The sequence below is a fragment of the Pseudomonas sp. A-B-19 genome, from assembly GCF_019947515.1.
GTDB lineage: Bacteria > Pseudomonadota > Gammaproteobacteria > Pseudomonadales > Pseudomonadaceae > Aquipseudomonas.
In genome coordinates this window covers 303,702-329,899 of record NZ_JAGYGN010000002.1, presented here as the reverse complement: position 1 = coordinate 329,899, position 26,198 = coordinate 303,702, and the positions used below count along the sequence as shown (strand labels likewise).

Genomic DNA, 26,198 nt, shown 5'->3' with positions numbered 1-26,198 from the left:
GCTGTAACTGCCAGAATAATAGCACTTAAAGGAAAAAGTGAACTGCGATTGGGGGCATTGGAAAAGACATCATTCTCGTGACGCTGATTTCCTTCAGGAAGACATGCCAGCTGCCATTATTCCAGCTGTTTTGTGTTTAAACAGCCAGAATAATTCCACTTTGGTGTTCTGATGAACGGCGTCAGGCTGGGGCTTTCCAGTTCGGCATGCGTTGCTGGGCGACTTTGAGCAGGTCGCCGACGTCCTGGGTCAGCAGGTAGAGGGCGTGGGTGATGTGCGGGATCAACGGCCGAAAACGAGAAAAGCCCTGCAAGCGTAAACCAGCAGGGCTTCTCGGTCAGGCTGACCATCTCATTAAGACCCGAACCAGTCGGGGCTTCTTCATTCTCAGCCTTGCATCAGGCCTGGACGCCACAACCGATCATCAAAAGATATTGATCGGGTAATCCACGAACACACGCACTTCGTTGCCGCTGACGTTGTACTCGCTCGACTTCTGCGACACGCGCAGGACCGAGCTGCGCAGTTTCACGCTGAGGTCTTTGGCCGGGCCGCTTTGGACGACGTATTTGATCTGGTTGAAGATCTCGCGCTCGGTGCCGCCTTCGCTGGTGGACGTGGTGATGTTGTCGCCGCGCACGTAGGCCACGTTGTAGCTCAGGCCCGGAACACCGAAGGTGCTGAAGTCCAGGCCGTAGCCCACCTGCCAGCTGCGTTCGTCTTCGGCGTTGAAGTCGGACCAGTAGGAGTTCGCCAGGAGGATGGTGTTGCCACCGTCGCCGATGCGCCCCTGGTCTTTCTGGTAGCCACCGTAGGCGTAGCCCAGGTTGCTGTCGCCGGTGCTGCGCTGATGCGCGAGGGTGAACGAGTGCGGGCCGGTGATGAAGGTGGCCGCCAGGCTCCAGATCTTGTTGTCGTCGCCGGTGATGCCGTTTTCGCGAACGTAGGAATCGTCCAGCTTGGTGCGGTAGCCGTTGAAGTCCAGGGTCAGCGACTGATCCTTGTCGATCGGGAACACATAGTTGGCGTTCACGTATTGTTTCTTCAGCACGTCTTCGACGTCGGAAGCGTACAGCGCGGCCTTGAATTGCTCGGTGAACTGGTAGCTACCGCCCAATACATTGATCGACTTCAAGCCACCGCTGTCACGGCCTTCAGCGCTTTTGCGCGATTCGGCGGTGAAACGACCGGCATCCAGTTGCAGGCCTTTGATCTCTTTGGAGGTGATCAAGGTGCCGGTGTAGCTTTCCGGCAGCAGGCGCGAGTTGTCGTAGTTCAGCACCGGCAGGGCCGGCATCTGGTCGCCGTAGGTCAGGGTGGTGCTGGACAGGCGGAACTTGATCGCTGCGCCGCCCTTGGACAGGTCGTCAGCCGGCTGGCCGCTGTCGCCCTTTTTGAAGAAGTCGATGCCTTGGGCGCCGCTACGGTCTTCGCTGCGTTCCAGGTTCAGTGCGTACAGCCCGAAAGCATCCACACCCACACCCACGGTGCCTTGGGTGAAGCCGGACGAGAACGTGCCGATGGCTGCCTGGCCCCACTCGGATTTATCCGGGTTGCCGTCTTTGAAGTCACGGTTCATGTAAGCATTGCGCAGCAGCACTTTGAGGCTACTGTCTTCAACAAAACCCTTGGATTCGGCCTGGTCGTTCGCCATGGCCTGTGTAGCGCTCAACATCCCCAGAGCGATGAGGCTGATTCGCTTGTTCAACATTTTGTTTTTTTCCTTGATACGGTTGATACGCACTGTGTCGAACGGCCGAAACGGCGCTATCGCGCTCTTGTTTCAATGCGAAAACAAAAAGGCCCGCCCACGATTTCTCGCGGCGGGCCTTTTATTGTTTTTGAGTCGTGGCGGTTGGCCACAGGCGTTGGGCCGAATCGTAGCCGCGCCCTCAACGATGTGTCAATTTCATGAATCGTCTTTAAATAGGCGACAAACGTCTAAGAAATTGCTTTGTGCGGCAGGACTATTCAATCGACACAGCCTTCGAGACCGCAGACTGCTGCGGAACTGGATGAGTCCTGATCCGGCAGCGACTGACTCAGCCACTGCGCAAATGCCTGGGCTTTACCCAGCCATGGTCCGATGTCGATCAGGGTGAATTGGCCATTGCGCTCAAGCGCCAGGGTCGGAAAACCCTGCCCACCCACCTTGGCCAACAGAGCCCGGCTGTTGCTGATATGGCCATCGGTGTCGGCCGCCCTGAAGGCGCTTTCGAAGGCCTGACGGCCCAGCCCCATGCCATGGGCCAGTTCAAACAGTACCGATTCGTCGGCAATGCGGCGCCCCTCCGCGTAGTGAGCACTTTGCAAACGCCCCAGGAGCTCCAGCCCGCGACCTCCCATTTTCTCGGCAGCCAGCACCGCAGCGATGGGGGGCGCCGAGTCGAACACGGCGCTGTGATCACGCAGCAAACCTTCGAAATAGGCTTCACCGAACGGCTGCCCGCTGTATTCGGCGATACGCCGATCGTGGGGCATCACGTAATTGCGCAATTGTGGCGAAACCTTTTGCCGATGGGCACCCGTCATCATGCCGCCGCCGTGGACAATCACGGGCAGTACAGCCTGGGCGGCCTGCACCAGCGGTTTGGCGCCGTAGCACCAACCGCACAAGGGGTCGTAGATGTAGTGGAGGATCATGGCAAGGCTCCGGCAAAAATCGATGCCGGCAGGTTAGTCCTGAGTTCATGCCTGAAAAACACTGGAACGGCTTTCAGTCTGTTTCAGGAATCGGTCGAATGCTCCTGCAGGAACGAGCCGGGCGCCGCGTAGCGTGAGGGGACCGTCACCTGAACACCACAAAACTGTAGGAGCTGGCTTGCCAGCGAAGAGGTTTGCACATTCAACATTGATGGTGCATGACAGATGGCCTTCGCTGGCAAGCCAGCTCCTCGTTCATACAAAACCCGCGCAAAAAAAACGCTGCCATCCCGGCAGCGCTTTTTTTGATCAATCCGTTGTTCTTCTCTTCTTATCCTTCCATTACATCCCACAACGCATCCAGTTCCGCCTCGCTGAATAAACCAGCAGGGTAACGCTCGATCATTGTCCGGCGCGGATCAGTTTCGCTGATCTGACGCATTCCATTGGACTTGAACCAGTGCGCCAGGATCTGGAGCGATTCGCTGTTTACTGCCAGGGGATGCAACGCCTTTTCGCCCACAACATTCATTTCGGCGTTCATTTCAGCGCTCTCTCCCGGATTGTGAGCGGCTAACTTATCCGAGGTTTATGACAGAACATCGAAGTCCTCCCCACCCCGAGTACAACAGCAGAGATACAAGAGCTGTGCCAAGGTTTCTGAAGTGTGGCCAAGCGGATACAAAAAAGCCCGCAGGCCTGAAGGGCCGCGGGCTCCGTGCAACGCTGGTGGCTAATCGGCAGCCTGAGGGATTTCGCAATCAACTCAAGCTGTTACGACCTCACTCACTCCTTGTGCGGCGCGGGTTGTTGCTGGGTAAGGCAGTGAATATTGCCGCCACCCAGTAACAGTTCGCGACCAGGCACCATCACCACTTCATGCTGTGGGAACAGGTGCTGCAAGATCTCTTTCGCCGGGCCATCCTGCGGGTCGTCAAAGCTCGGTGCGATGATGCCGCCGTTGACGATCAGGAAATTCACGTAGGAACCGGCCAGACGGACAGTCGGGTTACGCTCCTGCGTACTATCCACCGGATCGACACCGGCACACTCTTCTTCGGTCGCAAACAGCGGACCCGGGATCGGCATTTTGTGCACCGTGAACGGGCGACCCTTGGCATCGGTGCTGCTTTGCAGCACGTTCATCGCCGCCTGGCAGCGCGGGTAGTTAGGGTCCTGTGGATCATCGGTCCAGGCCAACAGCACTTCACCCGGACGCACGTAGCAGCAGAAGTTATCCACATGGCCGTCGGTTTCGTCGTTGAACAAGCCATCCGGTAGCCAGATGATTTTATCCACAGCCAGGTTCGCATTCAGCACCGCTTCGATTTGCGCACGATTCATGTGCGGGTTGCGATTGCGGTTGAGCAGGCATTCTTCGGTGGTGATCAGGGTGCCTTCGCCGTCGACGTGAATCGAGCCGCCTTCCAGCACGAAGCCTTCGGTGCGGTAGCGCGGGCTGCGCTCGATCTCGAGGATCTTGCCACCCACCTGCGAGTCGCGGTTCCACGGCGAATACAAGCCGCCGTCGAAGCCGCCCCAGGCGTTGAAGTCCCAGTTCACGCCACGGACTTCGCCACTGTTGTTGATGACGAAGGTCGGACCGGAGTCGCGGACCCAGGCGTCGTCGCTGGACATTTCCACCACACGGATATTCGGCACGTCCAGACGGGCACGGGCGTTTTCGTACTGGCCGGCGGAAACCGCCACGGTCACCGGCTCGAAACGAGCGATGGCCTTGGCCACTGCCACATGCGCGGCTTGTGCCGGTTTGCCCCCCAGGCGCCAGTTGTCCGGGCGCTCGGGCCAGATCATCCAGGTCTGGGTTTGGGGGGCCCATTCGGCTGGCATGTAGAAGCCGTCGGCGCGAGGGGTGCTGTTCAACGTGGTCATGGCTCAGGACTCCGGAGTGGCATTGATGCCTGACAGAAATGGAAGCGCATTGGTACACGCTGTGGACTGTGCCACTTTATATCCGATAAATATCGGCTTTTAAAGCGCCTTGCATGCACCGTTACAAAAACAATCGATAAAAAGCCGATATCAATCGAATTAATGCCGCTATCCATGTGGGAGCAAGCTTGCTCGCGATGGGGTCGTGTCAGTCACCAGATACGTTGACTATCAGACCGCTATCGCGAGCCAGCTCGCTCCTACAGAGGTAGGTGTTTACAGGCCTTCTGCGAGCACCTTCGACAGCATGTCCACGAAGAAATCCACACTCTGGCGCGAAGTGACCATCGGCGGCTTGATCTTGAGGATGTTCAGGTAGTCGCCGGTCGGCTGCATGAAAATCCCCAGCTCACGCAAGCGATCGCACAGTGCAGCGGTTTCTTCGGTGGCCGGCTCCAGGGTTTCGCGGTTGCGGATCAGTTCGACGCCCAGGTAGAAACCGGAACCATGCACCGCGCCCACTAACGGATGAATATCGATCAACGCTTCGAGGCGCTTCTTGAAGTGCCCGCCAACGAGCTGGGCGTTCTCCCAGAGCTTTTCTTCTTCCATCACATCCAGCACAGCCATGCCGACCTGGCAGCTGACCGGGCTGCCGCCGGCGGACGAGAAGAAGTAACCCTCGGCCTCCAGCGCCTCGGCGATTTCCCGGCGGGTGATGACCGCGCCCAGTGGCTGGCCATTACCCATGCCCTTGGCCATGGTGATGATGTCCGGTACCACGCCTTGCTCTTCGAAACCCCAGAAGAAATCCCCCATACGCCCGTAGCCGACCTGCACTTCGTCGGCGATGCACACGCCGCCCTGGGCGCGCACCATTGCATAAACCTGTTTCAGGTAGCCCGGTGGCAGCGAGATACCGCCGGCATTGCCATACACCGGCTCGCAAATGAAACCGGCCAGTTGGCGTTTCTGCCCGGCGATTTTCGCCAGGTTGTGTTCGACGCTGCGCACATAATCCGGCGCGCTGTCGAGGCCACGGAATTCACCGCGATAGGTGTTTGGCGCGGTCACCGGGTGCACCCAGTCCGGGCGACTGCTCAAGGCTTTGGGGTTGTCGGCGATCGAGGTCGACACCGAGTCGGCTCCCACCGTCCAGCCGTGATAGGCCTCCAGCACGCTGAGCATGTCGCGGCCGCCGCTGTAGGCCCACGCCAGGCGAATCGCCAGGTCGTTGGCCTCGCTACCGCTGTTGACCAGGAACACCCGGTCCATGCCGTCAGGGGACAGCTTCAGCAAACGTTCGGAGAACTCGGCCACGGCCGCGTAGTTGAAGCGCGAGTTGGTGTTGAGCAACGACCACTGGCGACTGGCAACCGCCGCCATGCGCGGGTGACCGTGGCCCAATACCGCAACGTTGTTGAGCATGTCGAGGTAGGAACGGCCCTGCATGTCGATCAAATGGTTGCGCCAGCCGCGTTCGATGCGCGGCGGGTCGACGTAATAATGTTTTTGCGTACGGGCGAAACTGGCGTCGCGCCGGGCCAGCAAGGTCGCTGCGTCGAGCTCGGCTTCGGCGTCACACGCCAGCCCCAGCAACGCTGCCGGCGATGGGCACAACGCTTGCCAGGCCGCCGCGCGCGAAGGTGCACAGAACAACGGCGCATCGATCGACGCGCCACGGCACAGTTGCACGATCAGCGGCCCGTTGACCGAGCCCAGTACCTGGCCTTTGACCAGTGCTGCGCCGCTGTGCAGCGACGGCGTGACGCCCCAAAGCCGCACACTCAATTGCGGACCGTCCAGCTGCAGCACGCCCGCCGATGGGTGATGCACCACCCCGGCAAACGGCGCTTCGACCGCCGTGCCCTGAGGCACGCGCAATTCGACGTGCAACGGGCAAGTGTCCGGTTCAGTGGCGCTGTCCGGGCGGGTGTGGGACAGGCGGTATTGTCCGTAGCGACTGGCCGCCAGGCCATGTGCCGCAGCGGCTTCATCCAGCAGGCGCTGATCGACATCCTCCTGCTCCCAGTTCCCGGCTTCGAAATGCGGGCTGAGCACACCCAGGTCGATCAAGGCGAACTCACGCCCCACCAGGCTCGGCAACAGCGGCGCAAAGCCTTCACTGCAGATGGTGGGCAGGTTCTGGCCGACGGCGGTGAGGATCGCCGCTTCCATCAACGCCAATGGCACCGACGTGGCCACACGGAAGATTTCCCATTCATGGACCAGGTTGTCGCGGCTGTAGGCATTGCCCGGATCGATGCTGACCTGCTGTTCGCCGCTGAGCACCAACACCGCCGCGCGGGCGACGATCAGCGGCCACAGCGCCAGCAGTTCTTCGTGTTGCAACGGGTTGACCGCGTGATACGCCTGAATGGCCGGCAAAATGCAGAACGGATCGCCCTCGCCATGATGCAGCAGCGCGGCGCAGGTCACCGACAGATCGGTAATGCGCCAGGTGCGCACCAGGTCACCGAAATCGATCACGCCTTGCAGCTGCCAATGGCGCTGTGCATCGCGCTGCCACACTACGTTGTCGTCGGTGATGTCCATGTGAATGGCCTGCACCGGCAGCTTGTCCTGCAGTGGCTGCAAATGCCGCTCGGCTTGCGCGGACGCTTCGACGATCAGCTTGCGCCGGGCTTGATCCTTGATCACCGGCAGCAAGTGCGCGATCAGGGCGTGCGCATGACGGGCGTCCCATTGCAGGGTTCGCACCAGGCCCGGGTGGTCGAAATCCGCCAGGGCCAGGTCCATTTCGCCGCACAGGCGCCCGAAGCCGGACACCACCGTCGGGTTGAAGTGGCCGAGGCTCGTCAGCGGCTGGCCTTCGATGTAATCGAGCAGGCGAACGTGCACTGCCTGACCACCCACGTCCAGCGACAGCAGGTCCGCACCGTTTTTCGCCGCGATGACACGCGGCACATGCACATCGGGGTGCTCGCCCAAGTGACTGAGCCCGGCATGTTGCGCCTGAAGCTCCAGTACCGAGTAGTCGCCACGGCAGATTTTCAGGACGAAACGTCCCCGCTCGCTGTCGACGCGGTAGTTCAGGTCTTGCTGGCTGCCAAGGGCCTGCAACCTGCCGCTGAACCCGTAATGTTCTTCCAGCAGCTCTAGCGCTTGCTCCGCAGACACCTGCGGGCTGGGCAAACTGGCGCGATGAATCAACGTGGCGAGCGGCATACAACGACCCCTGAAATTTTATTAGGCGCCTATATCGCCACTGGTTCGGGCGATACGCAACCCCCCGCAAGCCGGTATGAGGGCATTTGTGGGAGCGGGCTTCGTTCTGGCACTCGCCTCGGTCGGCGCTTTGCGCAAGAATGGCGGCCATTCAACGCACACTGCTGGAGAACCGCCATGAATGTAGTGACCACCGACCTGCCCGGTGTTCTGATCCTCGAACCCAAGGTCTTTGGTGACGAACGTGGTTTCTTCTACGAGAGTTTCAACGCCCGGGCCTTCAAAGAGGCCACCGGACTGGACACTGAATTCGTTCAAGACAATCACTCCCGCTCGCAGAAGGGCGTGCTACGCGGTCTGCATTACCAACTGGAAAATACCCAGGGAAAACTGGTTCGCGTCACGGTCGGTGAAGTGCTGGACGTCGCTGTAGACATCCGTCGCAGCTCACCGCACTTCGGTAAATGGGTCGCTGTGCGCCTGTCTGCCGACAACCATCGTCAGCTGTGGGTCCCGGAAGGTTTCGCCCACGGGTTCGTGGTATTGAGCGAGTTTGCCGAGTTCCTTTACAAAACCACCGACTACTACACGCCCTCCGCCGAGCGCAGCATTCGCTGGGACGACCCGGACCTGGCCATCGACTGGCAACTGGAGGGCACGCCGCAGCTGTCGGCGAAAGATCAGGCCGGGGTATTTTTCAAGGACGCCGACGTCTTTGCCTGAAAGGCCGGCTGAAGCTCGCCTATCAAGATGCATCTGACCCAAGGCGGGCAAGCCTAGGCATAATGCGCCTGTACCCACAGGCGCATGCTGCTCATGAAACCGACTCTCCCTCGCAGACCCCGTTGGCGCAGCCTGGCCCTGCTGGCACTGTGCCTGGCGCCGTTGCTGTGGCCGCTGCAGCATCTCGCCGAGCGTTACTACCGCAGCGAGCTGGCCAGTCAGAATCGTCAGACCCTCGACCTCTACGTCGCCAACCTGCTGGGCACTCTGCATCGCTATGAAGTGTTGCCGCAGATCCTCGGCGACCTGCCGGCCTTGCGCGCCGTGCTCGGCGCACCGGACGATGGCGTCACCCAAGGCAACGCTAACCGCCTGCTGAAAAACATCGCCACCCAGACCGGCGCCGAAGTCATGTACCTGATGGACGCCAACGGCAAGACCCTGGCCGCCTCCAACTGGGACAAGCAAGACAGTTTCGTCGGGCGCAATTTTTCCTTCCGGCCGTATTTCAGCGAAGCCATGGCCGGGCGGCTCGGGCGCTTTTTCGGTCTGGGCACGACCTCCGCCAAGCGCGGCTACTTTTTTGCCGCCGGCGTACGCGATGTCGAAAGAATCGTCGGCGTACTGGTGGTCAAGGTCGACCTCGACCACACCGAAAGCCTCTGGGGCAAAACCCCGGAACAACTGCTGGTGACCGACCACAACGGCGTGGTCATTCTCACCTCGCGACCGGAGTGGCGATTCCGCTCGACCCGCCCGTTGAACGAGGAAGAAGGCAAAGCCATCACCGCGATTCAACCTTATCCAACCCGTGATCCAAAACCGCTGAAGCTCAATCCCAATGCCTGGCTGACCCAGACCCGGCAAATCGCCGAAACCGGCTGGGACGTCAGCATCCTGGCCCCGCGCACCTTGATCGACCGCCCGGTGCGCACGGTGGTGGCCATCGGTGGTGCAGCGTTGCTGGTGTTGATGCTGCTGCTCGGCCTGATGATGCAGCGCCGCCGCCATTACCTCGAGCGCATTGCTTTCGAAGCCAAGGCCCGGCGCGAGCTGGAAGGCCGGGTCGCCGAACGCACCAGCGATCTCGAAGGCCTGAACCGGCGCCTGAAACAGGAAGTGCTGGAGCGCGAACACGCCCAGCAGGAGCTGGTACGCGCCCAGGATGATCTGGTGCAGGCCGGCAAGTTGTCGGCACTGGGCACCATGTCGGCGAGCATCAGCCACGAACTCAATCAGCCGCTGGCAGCGATTCGCAGCTACGCGGAAAATGCCGAGGTACTGCTCGATCACCAGCGCACCGACGATGCCCGTGGCAACCTCAAACTGATCAGCGAATTGACCGGTCGCATGGCCTCGATCATCGCCCACTTGCGCGCCTTCGCCCGGCGCGATCGGCATGCCCCGGAAAGCGTCGCCCTGCAACCGGCGCTGGACGATGCCCTGGCCTTGCTGGCCAAGCGTCGACGCAGCATGGAAGTCGAGCTGATCCGCGACTTGCCCGCCGCCACCCTGTGGGTCGAGGCCGGGGAAACCCGCCTGCGCCAGGTACTCGGCAATCTGCTGGCCAACGCCCTGGATGCCCTGACGGAAAAAGGCCCGCCACGTAAACTCTGGCTAAGTGCCCAATCCACGGCCGATGGCGTCAACCTGTACATTCGCGACAACGGCCCCGGCTTTTGCATGGAAGCCCTTGGGCGCGCCAGCGAGCCGTTCTACACCACCAAGACCCGAACCCAGGGCCTGGGTTTGGGGCTGGCGATTTGCGAAACCCTGATGCGCGCCTTCGGCGGTGAACTGTCGTTCGCCAATCACAAGGAGGGCGGCGCCCTGATTACCCTGAAGCTGCGCGCAGGCGCACCGGGCGTGAGCCTGCAACCGTCCGAGGACCGAAGTGCATGACCATCGACAACCGCATTCAGGTCGTGTTGATCGACGACGATCCCCACCTGCGCCAGGCACTGAGCCAGACGCTGGATCTGGCGGGCCTGAAAATCCTGCCGATGGCCGAAGCCAAGGGCCTGGCCGCGCAACTGGAGCGTGACTGGCCGGGTGTGGTGGTCAGTGATATTCGCATGCCCGGCATGGACGGTCTCGAACTGCTGAGCGAACTGCACGCCCAGGACCCTGAGCTGCCGGTGCTGTTGATCACCGGCCACGGCGATGTGCCGCTGGCCGTGCAGGCCATGCGCGCCGGGGCCTATGATTTTCTGGAAAAGCCCTTCGCCAGCGACGCCCTGCTCGACAGCGTGCGCCGAGCGCTGGCCCTGCGTCGGCTGGTGCTGGACAACCGCAGCCTGCGGTTGGCCTTGAGCGACCGCAATGAACTGAGCGCCCGCCTGGTTGGCCACTCACCTTCGATGCTGCGCCTGCGCGAGCAGATCGGTGCCCTGGCGGCGACCAAGGCCGATGTGCTGATCCTCGGCGAAACCGGCGCTGGCAAGGAAGTCGTGGCCCGGGCGCTGCACGATTTATCAAGCCGTCGCAACGGTCCGTTCGTGGCGATCAACGCCGGTGCCCTGGCCGAATCGGTGGTTGAAAGCGAGCTGTTCGGCCACGAACCCGGTGCCTTCACCGGTGCGCAGAAACGCCGCATCGGCAAGTTCGAATTCGCCAATGGCGGCACGTTGTTCCTCGATGAAATCGAAAGCATGAGCCTGGATGTGCAGGTCAAGTTGCTGCGCCTGCTGCAAGAACGGGTAGTCGAACGCCTGGGCGGCAATCAACTGATCCCGCTGGACATCCGCATCATCGCCGCCACCAAGGAGGATCTGCGCCAGGCGGCCGATCAAGGACGTTTCCGTGCCGACTTGTATTACCGCCTGAATGTCGCGCCATTGCGGATTCCACCATTGCGCGAACGGGGCGAAGATGCGCTGATGCTGTTCCAGCATTTCGCCGATGAAGCCAGTGCCCGCCACGGCTTGCCACCCCATGAACTGCAACCGGGACAACGTGCCTTGCTGCTGCGCCACACTTGGCCCGGCAACGTGCGCGAGCTGCAAAATGCGGCCGAACGCTTTGCCCTCGGGCTGGAACTGGCCCTCGACGACAACACGCCGCAAGGCGCTGGTGGCAACAGGGTCGAAGCCGTCAGCGGCGGTTTGAGCGAGCAAGTGGAGAACTTCGAAAAAGCACTCATCGCCGCCGAACTGGCACGCTCGCACAGCTCCGTGCGCAGCGTCGCCGAAGCCCTCGGCATTCCGCGCAAGACCCTGCACGACAAGCTGCGTAAACACGGTCTGAGTTTCGCCGACAGTGGCGCCTCGGCCCATCCTGACGACCTCGACTGAGCTACCGTCCAATCATCCACTTCAAGCAAGAGAGCCCTTGAATGAGCCGCGACAGTCGACAACTGGAATCAGTCCTTCATCACGACATTCCCCTCACCCGGGACATGGGCCTCAAAGTGCTCGACTGGCATGACCAGCAACTGCGCCTGCACTTGCCGCTGGAAGCCAACGTCAACCACAAGAGCACCATGTTTGGCGGCAGCCTGTATTGCGGCGCGGTCCTGGCCGGTTGGGGCTGGCTGCATTTGCGCCTCAAGGAGGAAGGCATTACCGACGGTCATATCGTGATTCAGGAAGGGCAGATCAGCTATCCGCTGCCAGTGACGGGCGATGCCAACGCCATTTGCCAGGCACCGGATCCGGTGATCTGGAAGAAATTCCTGACCACCTTCCAGCGATACAGCCGAGCGCGGCTGACGCTGCATACGCGGGTCGTCAATGAAGGCCGTGACGAGGATGCGGTGAGGTTTGTCGGGCAGTACGTGTTGCACCGCTGAACTTCAGATTGGTAAGAAACCCTGTGGCGAGGGAGCTTGCTCCCGCCAGGCTACGCAGTAGCCGCAATCAATAAAGCATTGGGGCCGCTTCGCGACCCGACGGGAGCAAGCTCCCTCGCCACAGAAAGGTGTGAATCTCAGGTGCGGGCCAATTCCAGCAGCTTGTCCCGCCATGCCGCCTTCGCCGGCAAAGCCAGAAAGAAAGGGTTCAACAGCGACTCCCGCGCCGGATAGCTGAACGGTTCACCGCTCAACTCCAGCACCTCACCGCCCGCACCCTCCAGCACGCCTTGCGCCGCCGCCGTGTCCCACTGCGAAGTCGGTGCCAGGCGCGGATAGCAATCCGCCGCCCCTTCGGCCAGCAGGCAAAACTTCAGCGAACTGCCGATATTGGCCAGTTGCAGCTCGCCAAGGCTGGCGCTCAACCCCGCCAGCAAACGCTCCTGCTCCGGGCTCGAATGACGACGGCTGGCCACCACGGTGAACGACTCGCCTGGCGCTAATGCATCACGCACCTTGATCGCCACCGGCGTGCCACCTTTATCGCCGCGCCAGGCACCGAGGCCGGCGCCACCGACGTAAAAACGCCCGTTGGTCGGCATCGACACCACGCCGAACACCACTCGACCGTTTTCGATCAGGGCGATGTTGACGGTGAACTCTTCGCTGCCGCTGATGAACTCCTTGGTGCCATCCAGCGGATCGACCAGCCACCAGCGCTGCCATCCGGCCCGCACGCTTTGGGGAATGTTGGCGTCCTCTTCGGAGAGCACCGGTATGCTCGGGTCCAGTTTCGTCAGCCCGGCCAGAATCAGGTGGTGTGCGGCCAGGTCAGCAGCGGTCACCGGCGAATCATCAGCCTTTGCCGTGACGGCCGTGCCCGTGCGCCAGAACGGCAGGATTGCCTCACCGGCCTGCAAGGCCAGTTCGATGACCGGCGCCATCAACGGATGCGGGAAGTTCATGGCTGGAACGCTCCGCGCTGCGTCAACAGGTCTCGGGCCAGGTATAGCGCCGCCAAGGCACGGCCTTCAGTAAATTGCGGGTTTTGCGCCAGCGCCGAGAGTTCACGCAGATTGATCCTGTCCACCCGCATCGGCTCGGGCTCGTCGCCTTCCAGACGTTCTTCGTAGAGGTCGGTGGCCAGCACCACCTGAATCTTCTGGCTCATGTAACCGGGGGACAGCGACAGCTCGGTCAGGTGCTCCAGTTGCCGCGCACCGAAACCAGCCTCTTCCTTGAGCTCACGCTCGGCCGCCGCCAGCACGTCTTCACCCGGCTCGATCAAACCCTTGGGCAACGACATTTCATAGGCATCGGTGCCACCGCAATACTCCTCGACCAGTACCGCATGCTCGGCATCGAGCATCGCCACGATCATCACCGCGCCGTACCCGGCACCCTTGCCGACCAGGCGTTCGTAGGTGCGCTCCACGCCGTTGGAAAAGCGCAACTTCAGCTCTTCCACGCAGAACAATCGACTGGTGGCGACAATTTCGCGGGCGAGTATGGTGGGTTTCTGGCGCATGCAAAGCTCCTTGGCGTGAACGCGCTACTATAACGCGGCTTTCCCGATTGTTTACGCCAGAAATCTTTCTACTGCCCGAGACGTTGCCATGCCTTCATTACCCTGGTCCGACATCGATACCGTTCTGCTGGACATGGACGGCACGCTGCTGGATCTGCATTTCGACAACCACTTCTGGATGGAGCACCTGCCCCAGCGTTACGCCGAACTGCACGGGGTCAGCCGGGCCATGGCCGAGATGGAATTGCAGCCGTTGTTCGAGCGCAATGCCGGCCAGCTGCAGTGGTACTGCCTGGATTTCTGGAGCACCGAACTGAAGCTGTCGGTGCGCGACCTGAAACTGGAAACCGCGCACCTGATCGCCCTGCGCCCGGATGCCGACACCTTTCTGGCGGCGATCAAACGGGCCGGCAAGCGCGTGGTGCTGATCACCAATGCCCATCGGGATGCGCTGTCGTTGAAGCTGGAAAGAGTCGAGCTGGCGCCGTACTTCGAGCGCTTGATCAGCTCCCATGACTACGGCTTCCCCAAGGAAAACCCGCAGTTCTGGGATGCGCTGCAAGCCGATATCGATTTCGATCCGGCGCGCAGCCTGTTCATCGACGATACCTTGCCGATTTTGCGCAGTGCACGGGACTTTGGCGTGGCGCATTTGCTGGCCGTGCGTGAACCGGACAGCCGCAAAGGGCCGAAGGATACGGCGGAGTTTGCGGCGGTGGGGGATTATCGGGATTTGATTGCTGGGCTTTGATAGCGAGGCGCCTGCTTCGCGGGCAAGCCACGCTCCCACAGGATCTGCGTCGTTCGCATCCTTCGTGAACGGCTCAGATCCTGTGGGAGCGTGGCTTGCCCGCGATGGCCATCACGCGGTTTGACGACTTACTCAGGAATCCGCAACGACTGCCCCGGATAGATCTTGTCCGGGTGCGACAGCATTGGTTTGTTGGCCTCGAATATTTTGTTGTACTTGTTGGCATCGCCGTACACACGCTTGGAAATCGCGCTGAGAGTGTCGCCCTTCACCACGGTGACAAACACTGCGGCAGCAACGACAGGCCCGGTCACAGTAATCTGATCATCCACACTGCCCACCCCGGCAATATTGCCCACGGCCAACAGGATCTTTTCCTTCTCTTCCTGGCTCGCCACTTCGCCGGTCACCGTGACCTTGTCACCCTCGACCGTCGCGTGCACATTCGGGTTACCCAGGCCGACCTTGCCGATGTGTTCCTTCAACTGCTCACTGGCATTGGCGTTGCCAGGCGTCAGCAGATCCAGCAGCTTTTCGCCTGCTTCCTTCACAAAGCTCAAAAGACTCATGGTGCACTCTCCTTGGGTTTCGGGGTCCAGACGACCAAGCCTAGACCACGACCATCACTTGCGAATCCAGTCCGACCAATGACCCCGCTTGCGATAGAATCGGCCTCTTCCCGCGCCCAGGAGCGAAGATGGACATCAAGCAGCTGAAATTCCTCATCGCGCTCGACGAAACCCGCCATTTCGGTCAGGCCGCCGCGCGCTGCCACATTACGCAACCGACACTGTCGATGCGCCTGCGCAGCCTCGAAGAAGAGCTCGACCTGCCGCTGGTCAATCGCGGTCAGCGCTTCGAAGGTTTTACGGCGCCGGGCGAGCGAGTGCTGGCGTGGGCGCGCACGGTGCTGGCGGCGTACGACGGCTTGTACGCCGAGGCGGCTGCCTGTCGCGGCAATCTGGTCGGTACGTTGCGTCTGGGCGTGGTGCCGCTGTCGAGTTTCGATCCGCTGCCGCTGCTGCAGCGCCTGCACGGGGAGCACCCGAACCTGCGCTTCGAGCTGTCGGCGCTGAGTTCGGAGCAAATACTCGAACAACTGGCGAACAATCGCCTGGACCTCGGTGTTTCCTACCTGGAGCGCCTGGACACCGAACATTTCGACTCCCTGGCCTTCAGCGAAACCCGCATGGGTCTGCTCTACGACCAACGTTTTTTCAGCTTTGGCGAGGCGCCGCTTAGCTGGGAATCATTGATCGAACTGCCACTGGGCATGCTCTCCAGCGGCATGCATTTTCGCCAATCCATCGACCACAACTTCCACAGCCGCGGCCTCACCCCGCAGCCGCTGTTGCAAACGGATGCCGTGCATCAACTTTTGCAAACTGTGCACGGCGGCTTGTGCTGCGCCGTGATGCCGTTGGATGGCGGTCTGGAAGAGCTGACCGATCATCTGCGCCTGCAACCGATCGAAAACGCCCAGACCGTGGGCCGGCTGGGGCTGATCATGCGTCGCAGCGCGCCACGCTCGGCCTTGGCGGAGGCCTGTTTCGCGATCTATCAACAATCGTTGCCCAGTGTTTGATCGACGGTATCTATCGGCACATCAGTACTAACGATTAGACGTGACAAGTTGTCACGCCTAGTCTTAAAGCTGATCAAACCGTCGGTGATGCCATGAACACCAAGCGCCCAGCCTGCGCGGCGCCTGCCCTCGAAACGCCCGCGCCCGCCGCCAGCCAGACGTACAGTTACAGCAATCTTGAAGACACGGAATCGACCAGCACCGCGCTGGCCGAGGAAGTCGCGTTGGCGATTGCCTACAACGGCATCAGCCAGGCCGTCATGCTGGTGACACCCTCGGACCTCGAAGACTTTATCGTCGGTTTCAGCCTGGGCAGCGGCATCATCGAAGACGCCACTGATATTTATGACCTGCAACTGACCGGCTCTGGCTCGGCGCAATACGCGCAAGTGACCATCGCCAACCGCGCCTTCTGGAACCTCAAGCAGCAGCGTCGGCAACTGGCCGGCACCAGCGGTTGCGGGCTGTGCGGCGTGGAAGCAGTGGAGCAGGCACTGCCGCAGCTTCAGGTGTTGCCTGGCGCACCCTTGCCGCCCGCCGAATGGCTCGACGGCCTGCGCCAGCGCATCGGCGCGTTCCAGCCCCTTGGCCAGCACAGTGGTGCGGTACATGCCGCAGTGTTCATGAATGATCAGGGCGAGTTGCTGCTGGGGCGCGAAGACATCGGCCGGCACAACGCCCTCGACAAACTGATCGGCGGATTGATCCGCCAAAAGATCCCGACCGCTGGCGGGCTGGCGATTGTCACCAGCCGCTGCAGCCTCGAATTGATCCAGAAAGTCTTGCGCGCCGGCATCCAGACCCTGGTCAGCCTGTCGTCGCCCACGGGCCTTGCCGTGCAATGGGCCCGTCGCCACAACCTCAACCTCATCCATCTGCCACAGAAGAATGCACCGCGGGTCTACAGCCCAACGTTGGAGAAACAAGCGTGAGTCAACACCGTCAAGCCGACCAGACACCTGTCCCTCGCTACAAGCCCTACAAAGGCCCGGCCGGTGGTTGGGGCGCACTGATCAGCGTCGCTCAGGCCTGGTTGACCAGCGACAACGCGCTGAAAAACCTGCGCATGATGCTCAAGACCAACAAGAACGGCGGCTTCGACTGCCCCGGTTGCGCCTGGGGTGATTCCAGGGAAGGCGGCATGGTGATGTTCTGCGAGAACGGCGCCAAAGCGGTGAACTGGGAGGCGACCAAACGCCAGGTCGATGCAAAGTTCTTCGCCAGACACAGCGTCACGTCCTTGCTGGAGCAAAGCGACTACTGGCTCGAATATCAGGGCCGCCTGACCGAGCCGATGAGCTACGACGCGGAAACCGACCGCTACAAGCCGATCAGTTGGGACGACGCGTTCGCGCTGATCGCCAAACACCTGAACGGTTTGTCGAGCCCGGATCAGGCCGAGTTCTACACCTCGGGTCGGGCCAGCAACGAAGCGGCTTTTCTCTATCAGCTGTTCGTGCGCGCCTATGGCACCAACAACTTCCCTGACTGCTCGAACATGTGCCACGAGGCCAGCGGTGTCGCGTTGTCGCAAAGCGTCGGTGTCGGCAAAGGCACTGTGACCTTCGACGACTTCGAACACGCCGACGCGATTTTCGTCTGGGGCCAGAACCCCGGCACCAATCACCCACGGATGCTCGAGCCGTTGCGCGAAGCGGTGAAGCGCGGCGCTCAGGTGGTGTGCATCAACCCGCTCAAGGAGCGTGGCCTGGAGCGCTTCCAGCATCCGCAGCACGCGATCGAAATGCTCACCAACGGCGACAGGCCAACCAACACCGCATTCTTCCGCCCGGCCCTGGGCGGCGACATGGCGATCATGCGCGGCATGGCGAAATTCCTCCTGCTGTGGGAACGCGATGCGCAGAAAACCGGCGCCCCGGCAGTGTTCGACCACGACTTCCTCAATGAACACTGCGTCAATGTGCTGGAGTACCTGGCGGCCATCGACGACACCCCGTGGGAGCAAATCGTCGAGCAGTCGGGCCTGACGCTGATAGAGATCGAACAAGCGGCGCGCATGTACGCCAAGGGCAAGAACGTCATCATGTGCTGGGCCATGGGCATCACCCAGCACCGGCATTCGGTGGCGACCATCCAGGAAATCGCCAACCTGATGCTGCTGCGCGGCAACATTGGCCGGCCGGGTGCCGGTCTATGTCCGGTACGTGGTCACAGCAACGTGCAGGGCGACCGCACCATGGGCATCAACGAGTGTCCGCCAGAGGCGTTCCTCGATGCCCTGGAGCGTCGCTTCCAGTTCAAGGTGCCGCGCCACAACGGCCACAACGTGGTCGAGGCGATTCATGCGATGGCTGAAGGCCGGGCGAAAGTCTTTATCGGTCTGGGCGGCAATTTCGCCCAGGCCACGCCGGACAGCCCACGCACGTTCCAGGCCCTGCAGAACTGCGACCTGACCGTGCAGATCAGCACCAAGCTCAACCGCAGCCATTTGATCCACGGCAAGGACGCGCTGATCCTGCCGTGCCTGGGCCGCACCGACATCGATATCCAGACCGAAGGCCCGCAAGCGGTGACCGTCGAAGATTCGTTCAGCATGGTCCACGCCTCCAACGGTCAACTGCAGCCGCTGTCGAACCAGATGCGTTCGGAACCGGCGATCCTGGCCGGTATTGCGGCCGCGACCCTGGGCAGCCACCCGGTGGACTGGAGTTGGCTGGTGGCCGATTACCGTCGCATCCGCGACCTGATTGCCGAGACCGTTCCAGGCTTCAAGGACTTCAACGAGAAGATCAGGAATCCGGGCGGTTTCTACCTGGGCAGCAGTGCCGGTGCGCGCAAGTGGAACACTGCGTCGGGCCGGGCCAATTTCAAGCCAAACACCCTGCCCGAGGATCTGGTGCACGCACGCACCCGCGCCACCGGGGTGCTGCCGGATCTGATCATGCAATCGATGCGTTCCCACGATCAGTACAACACCACGATCTATGGTCTCAACGACCGTTATCGCGGCGTGAAGGGGCAGCGCGATGTGTTGTTCGTCAACGAAGCCGACATCATCCGCCTGGGTTTCAAGCCGGGGCAGAAGGCGGACATCGTTTCGCTTTGGGACGATGGTGTTGAACGTCGGGTGAAAGGCTTCACGTTGCTGGCGTTTGATATCCCGGCCGGGCAGGGGGCGGCCTACTATCCGGAAGTGAACCCGTTGGTGCCGCTGGAAAGCACCGGCGATGGCAGCCATACGCCAACATCGAAGTTTGTGGCGATCCGGTTGGAAGCGGCGAGTGAGACCGGGTTGATCATGGCCAGGTCTGCGTAATGTAGTGGCTGATCTGACGCCATCGTCGGAACGCCGCCCGGACCAAGCTCGCTCCCACAGGTTTTTTTTATGTTGTTCACACAATTCGCGTTCGACTGAAATCCCTGTGGGAGCGAGCTTGCTCGCGATAGGGCCAGACCGATCACCAAAAACTCCGGCCCTGCACTTTCCTTTCACCCACAAAAAAAGGCCGTTTCCTCACGAAAACGGCCTTTGCGAAGTAGTAAAAGACCGGCAAAAAAACGTTAAGTTCCGCCCGAAAAACAGTAACTTGCAATATTGTATACAGGTCGTGTTATTCGTCGGATTTCGATTGTCACGCCTATTCCAGAGCCTCAGGATCGCGCCGTCATCCCCTTGAGGTTCCTCCATGAAGTTCTCCTCGATTCTCTTGTTGTCCCTTGGCCTGGTCAGCGGTATCGCGTCTGCTGGCGGCACCACCGAAGCCGGTGTAGGCGGCGCATTGGGCGGGGTTCTAGGCTCGGTCGTCGGTCAGTCGTTAGGCGGCAGTACAGGTTCCACCATCGGCGCAGCCCTGGGTGGCGCGGGTGGTAGCGCCGTCGGCGCAAACAAACACAGCCGTGGCGAAGCAGCCCTTGGCGGTGCGTTGGGCGCAGCAGGCGGTAACGTGGTCGGCCGCAGCATGGGCGGCACCACCGGCAGCCTGATCGGCGCCGCAGCAGGCGGCGGTGCCGGTGGCGCGCTGGGTAACCACATGGGCAAAGATTACGATGATGAAGACGGCGGTGGTCATCGTTCGTATCGCGACGATGACGATCGTCGTTACTACCGTGACGGCCATCCGGGCCGCGGCCATGCCTATGGCCATCGCAAGCACCACCACAGGTATTACCGCGACTAAGGCCTCGAGTGCCTCGCTGGTCAGTACATCAAGAATCGCAGCCCAAGGGCTGCGATTTTTTTTACCTTACTGAACCACCAGACACTCCAGCGCTCCGCGTAACCTTGCCGGAATCGCCACGGGTTGATTCGACGCACGATCGACAAACACATGCACGAAGCGCCCTGCCGCACAGGCTTCGTCTTCCCCTTGCTTGAACACGGCCAGTTCGTATTGCACCGAACTGTTGCCCAGCTTGCCCACCCGCAGACCGATCTCGATGCGGTCCGGGAAGGCAATGGAAGCAAAGTAATCACAGGCCGAGCTCACCACGAACCCCACCACCTCACCAGCATGGATATCCAGGCCGCCGACTTCGATCAGGTAGGTGTTCACCGCCGTATCGAAGAAGCTGTAATAGGTAACGTTGTTGACGTGACCGTAGGCGTCATTGTCGTGCCAGCGGGTGGTGATGGGCTGGAAGTGCGGGTAGTCGGTGCGTTGGGGCATTGGCGTTGATTCCTGAACTGGTTCGCCAGTCTAAGGCGAAAACCGCGTTGTATTCATCGCGAGCAGGCTCGCTCCCACATTGGATCTCTGTCATACACAAAATCCGTGGGCAACAACGATCACCTGTGGGAGCGGGCTTGCCCGCGATGGCGCCGCATCAATCACTTGTCAGCAAAGCCCTTGCCAGCCGTCGCCAGCTCACCAATCAACCGCGCCGGTTGCCAGTGATCGCCCTGACGCGTCTCGAGGTCCATCAGGCGCCGGTGAATGTCCGTCAACCCCTGCTGATCCGCCCAGGCCATCGGCCCGCCCTTGTCCGCCGGGAATCCGTAACCATTGAGATAGACCAGATCGATGTCGTGAGCCGATCCGGCGATGCCTTCCTGCAGGATCTTCGCGCCTTCATTGACCAGTGCCAGCAAGCAGCGCTCCAGAATTTCTTCCGGGCCGATCTCGCGGCGATGGAACCCCAGCTCCTCACTGACTTGAAGCACCAGCGCATCCACCTGTGGATCGTGTTCGGCCTGGCGACTGCCCGGCTCATAGTGGTAATAGCCATTACCACTCTTCTGGCCAAAGCGCCCCATTTCGCACAGTCGGTTATCCACCTGAACCTGCGGAGCGTCCTGCCCGACACCGGACAGTTGCCGGGCGCGCCACTGCAGGTCGATGCCCACCACGTCGAACATGCGGAACGGCCCCATGGCGAAACCAAACCCTTGCAGCGCTGCGTCCACCTGGTAGGGATAAGCGCCTTCCAGCAGCATTTTGCGCGCTTCGAGTACGTAGGTATTGAGCATGCGGTTGCCAATGAAGCCGTCGCAATTGCCCGCCACCACACTGACCTTGCCCATGCGCTGGCCGAGCGCCAGTGCTGCGTCGAGAACTGCCGGTGCAGTCTGCGCGCCACGGACGATTTCCAGCAGCTTCATGATGTGCGCCGGACTGAAAAAGTGCAGGCCCAGGACCTGCTGCGGGCGACCCGTAACCGTAGCAATGGCGTCGATGTCCAGCGCTGAAGTATTGCTCGCCAGAATCGCTTCAGGTTTGAGCAGGCCATCGAGCTCGCGGAAGATTTTCTGCTTGAGCTCAAGGTTTTCGTACACCGCTTCGATAACCAGGTCGACATCGCGGATCGCCGTATAACCCTCTGCCGCCGTAACGCGCGCCACACGGGCATCGGCTTCGCTCTGGTCAATGCGGCCCTGGCGCACGTTGTGGGCATAGGTGTCCGCCACGGTGGCCAGCGCCTGCTCCAGCATCTGCGGGTTATTGTCGAGCCACTGCACGGCCACTCCGGCGTTGGCCAGGCACATGACAATGCCACGGCCCATGGTGCCCGCGCCGATGACAGCGGCGCGCTGAATATCCAATGGTGTCTGGCTCATGTTTTGTTCTCTTGTTGGCGATCCGAAGACAGCCATCACCATAGTCAGAACCCGGTTTTTTTTGAAATTTATTCCTGTGATGAGCAACATTCAGCGGATGGATGTGCCCCTTTGAGTACACCGCAAATCCCTGTGGGAGCGAGCTTGCTCGCGATGAGGTCGGTACATTCAACAGTGATGGTGACTGACAAATCGCCATCGTCGGAACGCCGCCCGGAGCAAGCTCGCTCCCACATTGATCGTGTTTCAGTCTGCCAGATGTTGTTCAGCCCACTTCCGTACCCCGGCATACGGATAATCCTCCAGCGCCGCAAACCCCGAAATCGTCCGAGCCTTGAGTTTGGTAAACAGCGGCACACTGATCCCGCACAAAAACCGTGTCACACGTTCAGCCGAGGGCGCGTTGCCCGTGTGCTGTCCGTGCCTGTGGATAAAGTCGCCACACAGCGCCTCGAAATTTTTATCCACAAGCGCTGGCAACTCCGGTGGTGCGGGCAATCGCGCCACCTGTCCATGACACACCGAACAATGCCCGCATTGCTGCGGGGCATTGCGGTCACCGAAATACTCGGCCAGGCGATAACCCAGGCATCGGTCGGTGGCGAACAGATCCAGCATCGCGTGAATCCGCGCGACTTCGGTGTGCTCATGCCGAGTGAAATAGCCGTGCAGCTCCTCGCTCAACGCGACGTTGTCGAACCCGCTTTGCAGCACGCTGTAGACCTCGGTCATCTGCTTGCTTTCGAGCTCCACCCAGCCCTTTTCCTGGAAGTAATCCAGCGCCTTGACCACCCGACTGCGCTCGGCCTGGTGCTGCTCGTACAACGCCTCGAAATTCACCGTGGCCCAGGTCCGGGCGCGGCTGGAAGTCTGGATGATCGCAGCGACAAAATCCCTGCGCTCGCCTTCGAAACGCGCCAATAGCGCCTCGGGCTCCAGCAAATACTTGAAGCGGTACTCGGCGTAGTACGCGTAGCGCGGGGCGATCAACCCGCGCAATTCGAGTTGCACCAGCAAGGTCTTGAGCGGCAACTGGCGAATATTGCTCTGATCGGCCAAGGGCCCCAGCAGAAACTCCCACTGGCCTTCGGGTGCTGCGGCATGCATCTCGTCAAGCACACAACGGATGCCATCCAGCTCGGGCGTGTCGCCGTAGACGAAGTTCTCCAGCACGTTGAGGCTGTCGCGGTTGGCCAACACCAGGCAGTCCGACGGCTGCCCGTCACGCCCGGCGCGGCCGATTTCCTGGCTGTAGTTTTCGATGGATTTTGGCAGGTCGAAATGCACTACGTTGCGGATGTCACTCTTGTCGATGCCCATGCCAAAGGCGATGGTGGCGACGATGCAATTGGACTGCCCGCCCATGAAGCGGCGCTGGATCGCTTCCCGTTGCTCATGGGGCAACCCAGCGTGATAAGCCTCGGCCTGAATGCCGTTGCGGTTCAGGTGTTCGGCGATGTGCTCGGCGGTTTTCTGCAAGGTGACATAGACGATGCCCGGCTGGTCCGGACGCTGGCTCATCCATTCGACCAGGCGCCTGCGCTTGTCCGCCCCGCGAACCGGCTCCACCAGCAAATTCAGGTTCGGGCGATAGAAACCGGTGGTCACCACATCGGCGGCGGCGATGGCGAATTTCGCCTGCATGTCGGCGATGACTTTGGGCGTCGCCGTTGCGGTCAGCAGCAGCACCTGCGGGATGTTGAACTGGCGTTGATAATCGGGAAGCTTGAGGTAGTCCGGGCGAAAGTTATGACCCCATTCGGAAATGCAATGCGCCTCGTCCACCACCAGCAGCGAGATCGGCACCTGCTGCAGAAAATGCCGGAAGCGCTCGTTCTTCAGGCGCTCCACGGAGATCATCAAAATCTTCAGCTCGCCGGATTTAGCCCGAGCCATGACGTCGCTGGCGTCGTCGCGGCTCTGGGCCGAATCGATACTGCCCGCCGAGATGCCGTGGCGCTGCAGAAACGCCAACTGATCCTGCATCAACGCCAGCAACGGCGAAACCACCAGCGTCAGGTGCGGCAGCAACAGCGCCGGCAATTGGTAGCAAAGGGATTTGCCGGAACCGGTGGGGAAAATCGCCGCCGCCGAACGCCCGGCCAGCACGGCACTGACGGCCGCCTCCTGACCGGGTCGAAATTGTGGATAACCGAAAACCTGTTCCAGGGTGTTGTGCATAAGCTGTCACTCCGTTGACCACTGCAGAGCCAAAAGACTAGTCGGCGATCGCAGCGAATCGAGAAAAGGTCGGGGCATAAACGATACGGGATGATACAGCGCTCAACACGTCTTGCTGACGCCACAGATTGAAACACACAGAGCACTTTGCCACCTGACGCCCCGTCTCTCCCCACAGGTATGGTTCACCCCCCCACACCCGTGACGCTGCGCGAAGTCTTCATGACAACAGGAGGCCTGATGTGCGCGGCCCCTGCCGAAGGACCGACCATGTTTCAACGAACTGTTTTTCCATTTGCTCTGTTGCTGCCAGTGCCGCTGCTGCTCAGTGGATGCCTGACCACGCCCGAAAAGCCGGTAATCAAACCAGACACATTCGAAACAGCCGAGTATCACGCTCAAAAGGGGTTGGCGGTCATCCAGGCATCCCACCTGTACGCACGTGGCGGCACCGGCCAAGGCGTCCCCGTCGCATTGATTGACTCGGGCCTGAACGCCGAACTGCCAGAGTTTCAAGGCAGGGTCCGCGACCCCGGTTTTGACTATGTCGAGAATCGTCCCGGCACCCATGATCGCGTTGGCCACGGCACTCAAATGGCCGGTATTCTGGCCGCCAACAAAGACGAGCGGGGCATGCACGGCGTTGCGTTCAACGCTCAACTGATCCCCTACCGTTTCGGTGACGACAACGAACCCTTCTTTTTCGACAGTGAAATTTCCCGCTCCTGGCAAGCCGGGTTCGATCTCGGTGCGCGCATCTTCAACAACTCGTGGGCCAATGCCATTCCAGCAACGGAAATCACCGAAGCACGTTACAAACAGGTCATGCCCGAGTCGCTGACGAGCGCGCGAAAACTGGTTCAACAAGGCGCGGTATTTGTGTTTCCGACCGGTAATGAACTCAAACGAGAGCCTCTTGCAGAGCCGGGGTTACCCCTTGCCATCCCTGAATTGGAAAAGGGCTGGATCGCCGTCGTTGCATTGAAAAACGATGGCAGTGCCATCAATGGCAAATCCAATTATTGTGGTGTCGCGGCGGCCTGGTGCATCGCCGTTCCTGGTGGGGACTCAGGCGCAGGTCAGGGATTGCTGACCACTGGCAAGGACGGCAAATACGTCCAGACTGCCGGTACGTCACCCGCTGCCGCATTGGTCAGTGGCGCGTTGGCGGCAGTCCAGAGCCTGTACCCCGAAATGAGTGCACAGCAAGTGCGCAACCACTTGCTTGAAACCGCAAACCGGACCGGCCTCTACGCCAACAGTGAAGCCTACGGCCGAGGATTGCTCGACCTTGATGCGGCGTCGCGCCGTCCTCCCGCACGGGCAGTCGATTGAGTCCGGCCCATCGAGCACCCTACATATCTTTCTGCGTGGCTTTGTAGGAATCATCTCCTGTAGAAGCATTCTTCAATAAAACCTGGGGGGAGCGTAGGAGCATTCCTTCCCAGGCAGTAAACGCCCTACAGAACCTGTCCATTGCGCCTGTATTGCTCTGCTTCGCCACACTCTTCATAGTTTTAGCGCGGCTGAAAATACTGTGGCGGCCTGCCGGAGTGACCTCCGATCTCTTACAGGACTGAGACATCAATGCCCTCGCTAAAGACATCTACCGAACGCTATCAGTCGCTTAAATCCAGCTATGGCGAAACCCCGGTGCTGGTCATCGATACCGAGGCCGACCCCGTCGAGATCCTCGACGCCGCCCGACAACGCATCCGCGCCGCCAGCGACCTGCTCGAAACCCTTTATTGCACCTGTTTCAATCATGCCGAAGCTAGCGACATCCCCAAGATCGTCAGCGCCCTGTACCTGCTGACCCAGGACGGCAACGACATGCTCGACATCGCCCGGCAACGCTTGCCGAAACTCAGCGGCTGAAGCACCACCACAATCCCCTGC

General features: G+C 60.8%; 23 protein-coding genes. 11 read left to right on the top strand and 12 right to left on the bottom strand.

What is annotated here, in order from left to right; all coding sequences use genetic code 11:
- Nucleotides 1-181 precede the first annotated feature (181 nt).
- The 6 genes from KGA81_RS29970 to KGA81_RS03595 form a co-directional block, all read right to left on the bottom strand.
- Nucleotides 182-313: a hypothetical protein gene (locus KGA81_RS29970; RefSeq protein ID WP_263293227.1), complete on the bottom strand. Its 132-nt coding sequence runs from the start codon at nt 311-313 to the stop codon at nt 182-184.
- Nucleotides 314-424: 111 nt separating this feature from the next.
- Nucleotides 425-1,711, bottom strand: a complete 1,287-nt coding sequence (locus tag KGA81_RS03615) for an OprD family porin (RefSeq protein ID WP_223544605.1) — start codon at nt 1,709-1,711, stop codon at nt 425-427.
- 260 nt (nt 1,712-1,971) lie between these two features.
- Nucleotides 1,972-2,643 carry a DsbA family protein gene (locus KGA81_RS03610; RefSeq protein ID WP_223544604.1) on the bottom strand — a complete coding sequence of 224 codons (672 nt, stop codon included), beginning with the start codon at nt 2,641-2,643 and terminating at the stop codon, nt 1,972-1,974.
- Between the two features lie 331 nt (nt 2,644-2,974).
- Nucleotides 2,975-3,187 carry a hypothetical protein gene (locus KGA81_RS03605; RefSeq protein ID WP_223544603.1) on the bottom strand — a complete coding sequence of 71 codons (213 nt, stop codon included), beginning with the start codon at nt 3,185-3,187 and terminating at the stop codon, nt 2,975-2,977.
- A 242-nt stretch (nt 3,188-3,429) separates the two neighbouring features.
- Nucleotides 3,430-4,536: an agmatine deiminase gene (aguA, locus tag KGA81_RS03600; RefSeq protein ID WP_223544602.1), complete on the bottom strand. Its 1,107-nt coding sequence runs from the start codon at nt 4,534-4,536 to the stop codon at nt 3,430-3,432.
- A gap of 276 nt (nt 4,537-4,812) precedes the next feature.
- Complete coding sequence (locus KGA81_RS03595; RefSeq protein WP_223544601.1) at nt 4,813-7,725, bottom strand: aminotransferase; 2,913 nt, start codon at nt 7,723-7,725, stop codon at nt 4,813-4,815.
- Between the two features lie 177 nt (nt 7,726-7,902).
- Between KGA81_RS03595 and rfbC the strand changes: the two genes are divergently transcribed.
- The 4 genes from rfbC to KGA81_RS03575 all read left to right on the top strand — a co-directional run bounded on the left by rfbC (nt 7,903) and on the right by KGA81_RS03575 (nt 12,238).
- Nucleotides 7,903-8,448, top strand: a complete 546-nt coding sequence (rfbC, locus tag KGA81_RS03590; protein WP_223544600.1) for a dTDP-4-dehydrorhamnose 3,5-epimerase — start codon at nt 7,903-7,905, stop codon at nt 8,446-8,448.
- Between the two features lie 93 nt (nt 8,449-8,541).
- Nucleotides 8,542-10,350 (top strand): ATP-binding protein, encoded by a 1,809-nt coding sequence (locus tag KGA81_RS03585; protein WP_223544599.1) that lies wholly within the window; start codon nt 8,542-8,544, stop codon nt 10,348-10,350.
- Complete coding sequence (locus KGA81_RS03580; RefSeq protein WP_223544598.1) at nt 10,347-11,741, top strand: sigma-54-dependent transcriptional regulator; 1,395 nt, start codon at nt 10,347-10,349, stop codon at nt 11,739-11,741. The genes KGA81_RS03585 and KGA81_RS03580 overlap by 4 nt, the downstream gene beginning before the upstream one ends.
- A gap of 41 nt (nt 11,742-11,782) precedes the next feature.
- Entirely contained in the window at nt 11,783-12,238 is a 456-nt protein-coding gene (locus tag KGA81_RS03575) for a YiiD C-terminal domain-containing protein (protein ID WP_008003181.1), read from the top strand.
- 137 nt (nt 12,239-12,375) lie between these two features.
- Here KGA81_RS03575 and cysQ read toward each other — a convergent pair whose 3' ends face one another.
- Both cysQ and nudE read right to left on the bottom strand, forming a co-directional pair.
- On the bottom strand, nt 12,376-13,203 hold the full coding sequence (cysQ, locus tag KGA81_RS03570; protein ID WP_223544597.1) for a 3'(2'),5'-bisphosphate nucleotidase CysQ: 828 nt from the start codon (nt 13,201-13,203) through the stop codon (nt 12,376-12,378).
- Nucleotides 13,200-13,766, bottom strand: coding sequence for an ADP compounds hydrolase NudE (gene nudE / locus KGA81_RS03565; RefSeq protein WP_150716167.1), 567 nt, complete (start codon nt 13,764-13,766; stop codon nt 13,200-13,202). Before nudE ends, cysQ begins: the two co-directional genes overlap by 4 nt.
- 88 nt (nt 13,767-13,854) lie before the next feature.
- Between nudE and yrfG the strand changes: the two genes are divergently transcribed.
- Nucleotides 13,855-14,517 carry a GMP/IMP nucleotidase gene (gene yrfG, locus KGA81_RS03560; protein ID WP_223544596.1) on the top strand — a complete coding sequence of 221 codons (663 nt, stop codon included), beginning with the start codon at nt 13,855-13,857 and terminating at the stop codon, nt 14,515-14,517.
- A 128-nt stretch (nt 14,518-14,645) separates the two neighbouring features.
- Here the strand turns inward: yrfG and lysM are convergent, their stop codons facing one another.
- Complete coding sequence (gene lysM / locus KGA81_RS03555; protein WP_223544595.1) at nt 14,646-15,086, bottom strand: peptidoglycan-binding protein LysM; 441 nt, start codon at nt 15,084-15,086, stop codon at nt 14,646-14,648.
- A 128-nt stretch (nt 15,087-15,214) separates the two neighbouring features.
- Between lysM and KGA81_RS03550 the strand changes: the two genes are divergently transcribed.
- From KGA81_RS03550 to KGA81_RS03535, 4 genes are all read left to right on the top strand, one after another.
- Entirely contained in the window at nt 15,215-16,102 is an 888-nt protein-coding gene (locus KGA81_RS03550; RefSeq protein WP_223544594.1) for a LysR family transcriptional regulator, read from the top strand.
- 92 nt (nt 16,103-16,194) lie between these two features.
- Nucleotides 16,195-17,034 carry a formate dehydrogenase accessory sulfurtransferase FdhD gene (gene fdhD, locus KGA81_RS03545; protein WP_223544593.1) on the top strand — a complete coding sequence of 280 codons (840 nt, stop codon included), beginning with the start codon at nt 16,195-16,197 and terminating at the stop codon, nt 17,032-17,034.
- A complete protein-coding gene (locus tag KGA81_RS03540; protein WP_223544592.1) occupies nt 17,031-19,379 on the top strand; it encodes an FdhF/YdeP family oxidoreductase in 2,349 nt (782 codons plus the stop codon). Before fdhD ends, KGA81_RS03540 begins: the two co-directional genes overlap by 4 nt.
- Before the next feature lie 370 nt (nt 19,380-19,749).
- Nucleotides 19,750-20,241: a glycine zipper domain-containing protein gene (locus tag KGA81_RS03535; RefSeq protein ID WP_223544591.1), complete on the top strand. Its 492-nt coding sequence runs from the start codon at nt 19,750-19,752 to the stop codon at nt 20,239-20,241.
- 66 nt (nt 20,242-20,307) lie between these two features.
- Here KGA81_RS03535 and KGA81_RS03530 read toward each other — a convergent pair whose 3' ends face one another.
- From KGA81_RS03530 to KGA81_RS03520, 3 genes are all read right to left on the bottom strand, one after another.
- Nucleotides 20,308-20,730 carry an acyl-CoA thioesterase gene (locus KGA81_RS03530; protein WP_223544590.1) on the bottom strand — a complete coding sequence of 141 codons (423 nt, stop codon included), beginning with the start codon at nt 20,728-20,730 and terminating at the stop codon, nt 20,308-20,310.
- Between the two features lie 161 nt (nt 20,731-20,891).
- Nucleotides 20,892-22,118, bottom strand: a complete 1,227-nt coding sequence (locus KGA81_RS03525) for a 3-hydroxyacyl-CoA dehydrogenase (protein WP_223544589.1) — start codon at nt 22,116-22,118, stop codon at nt 20,892-20,894.
- A gap of 246 nt (nt 22,119-22,364) precedes the next feature.
- Nucleotides 22,365-24,299, bottom strand: coding sequence for an ATP-dependent DNA helicase RecQ (locus KGA81_RS03520; protein ID WP_223544588.1), 1,935 nt, complete (start codon nt 24,297-24,299; stop codon nt 22,365-22,367).
- Nucleotides 24,300-24,569: 270 nt separating this feature from the next.
- On the opposite strand from KGA81_RS03520, the gene KGA81_RS03515 reads away from it, so the two are divergent.
- Both KGA81_RS03515 and KGA81_RS03510 read left to right on the top strand, forming a co-directional pair.
- Nucleotides 24,570-25,634 (top strand): S8 family peptidase, encoded by a 1,065-nt coding sequence (locus KGA81_RS03515; RefSeq protein ID WP_223544638.1) that lies wholly within the window; start codon nt 24,570-24,572, stop codon nt 25,632-25,634.
- Nucleotides 25,635-25,886: 252 nt separating this feature from the next.
- Complete coding sequence (locus KGA81_RS03510; RefSeq protein WP_223544587.1) at nt 25,887-26,177, top strand: hypothetical protein; 291 nt, start codon at nt 25,887-25,889, stop codon at nt 26,175-26,177.
- Nucleotides 26,178-26,198: the final 21 nt, after the last annotated feature.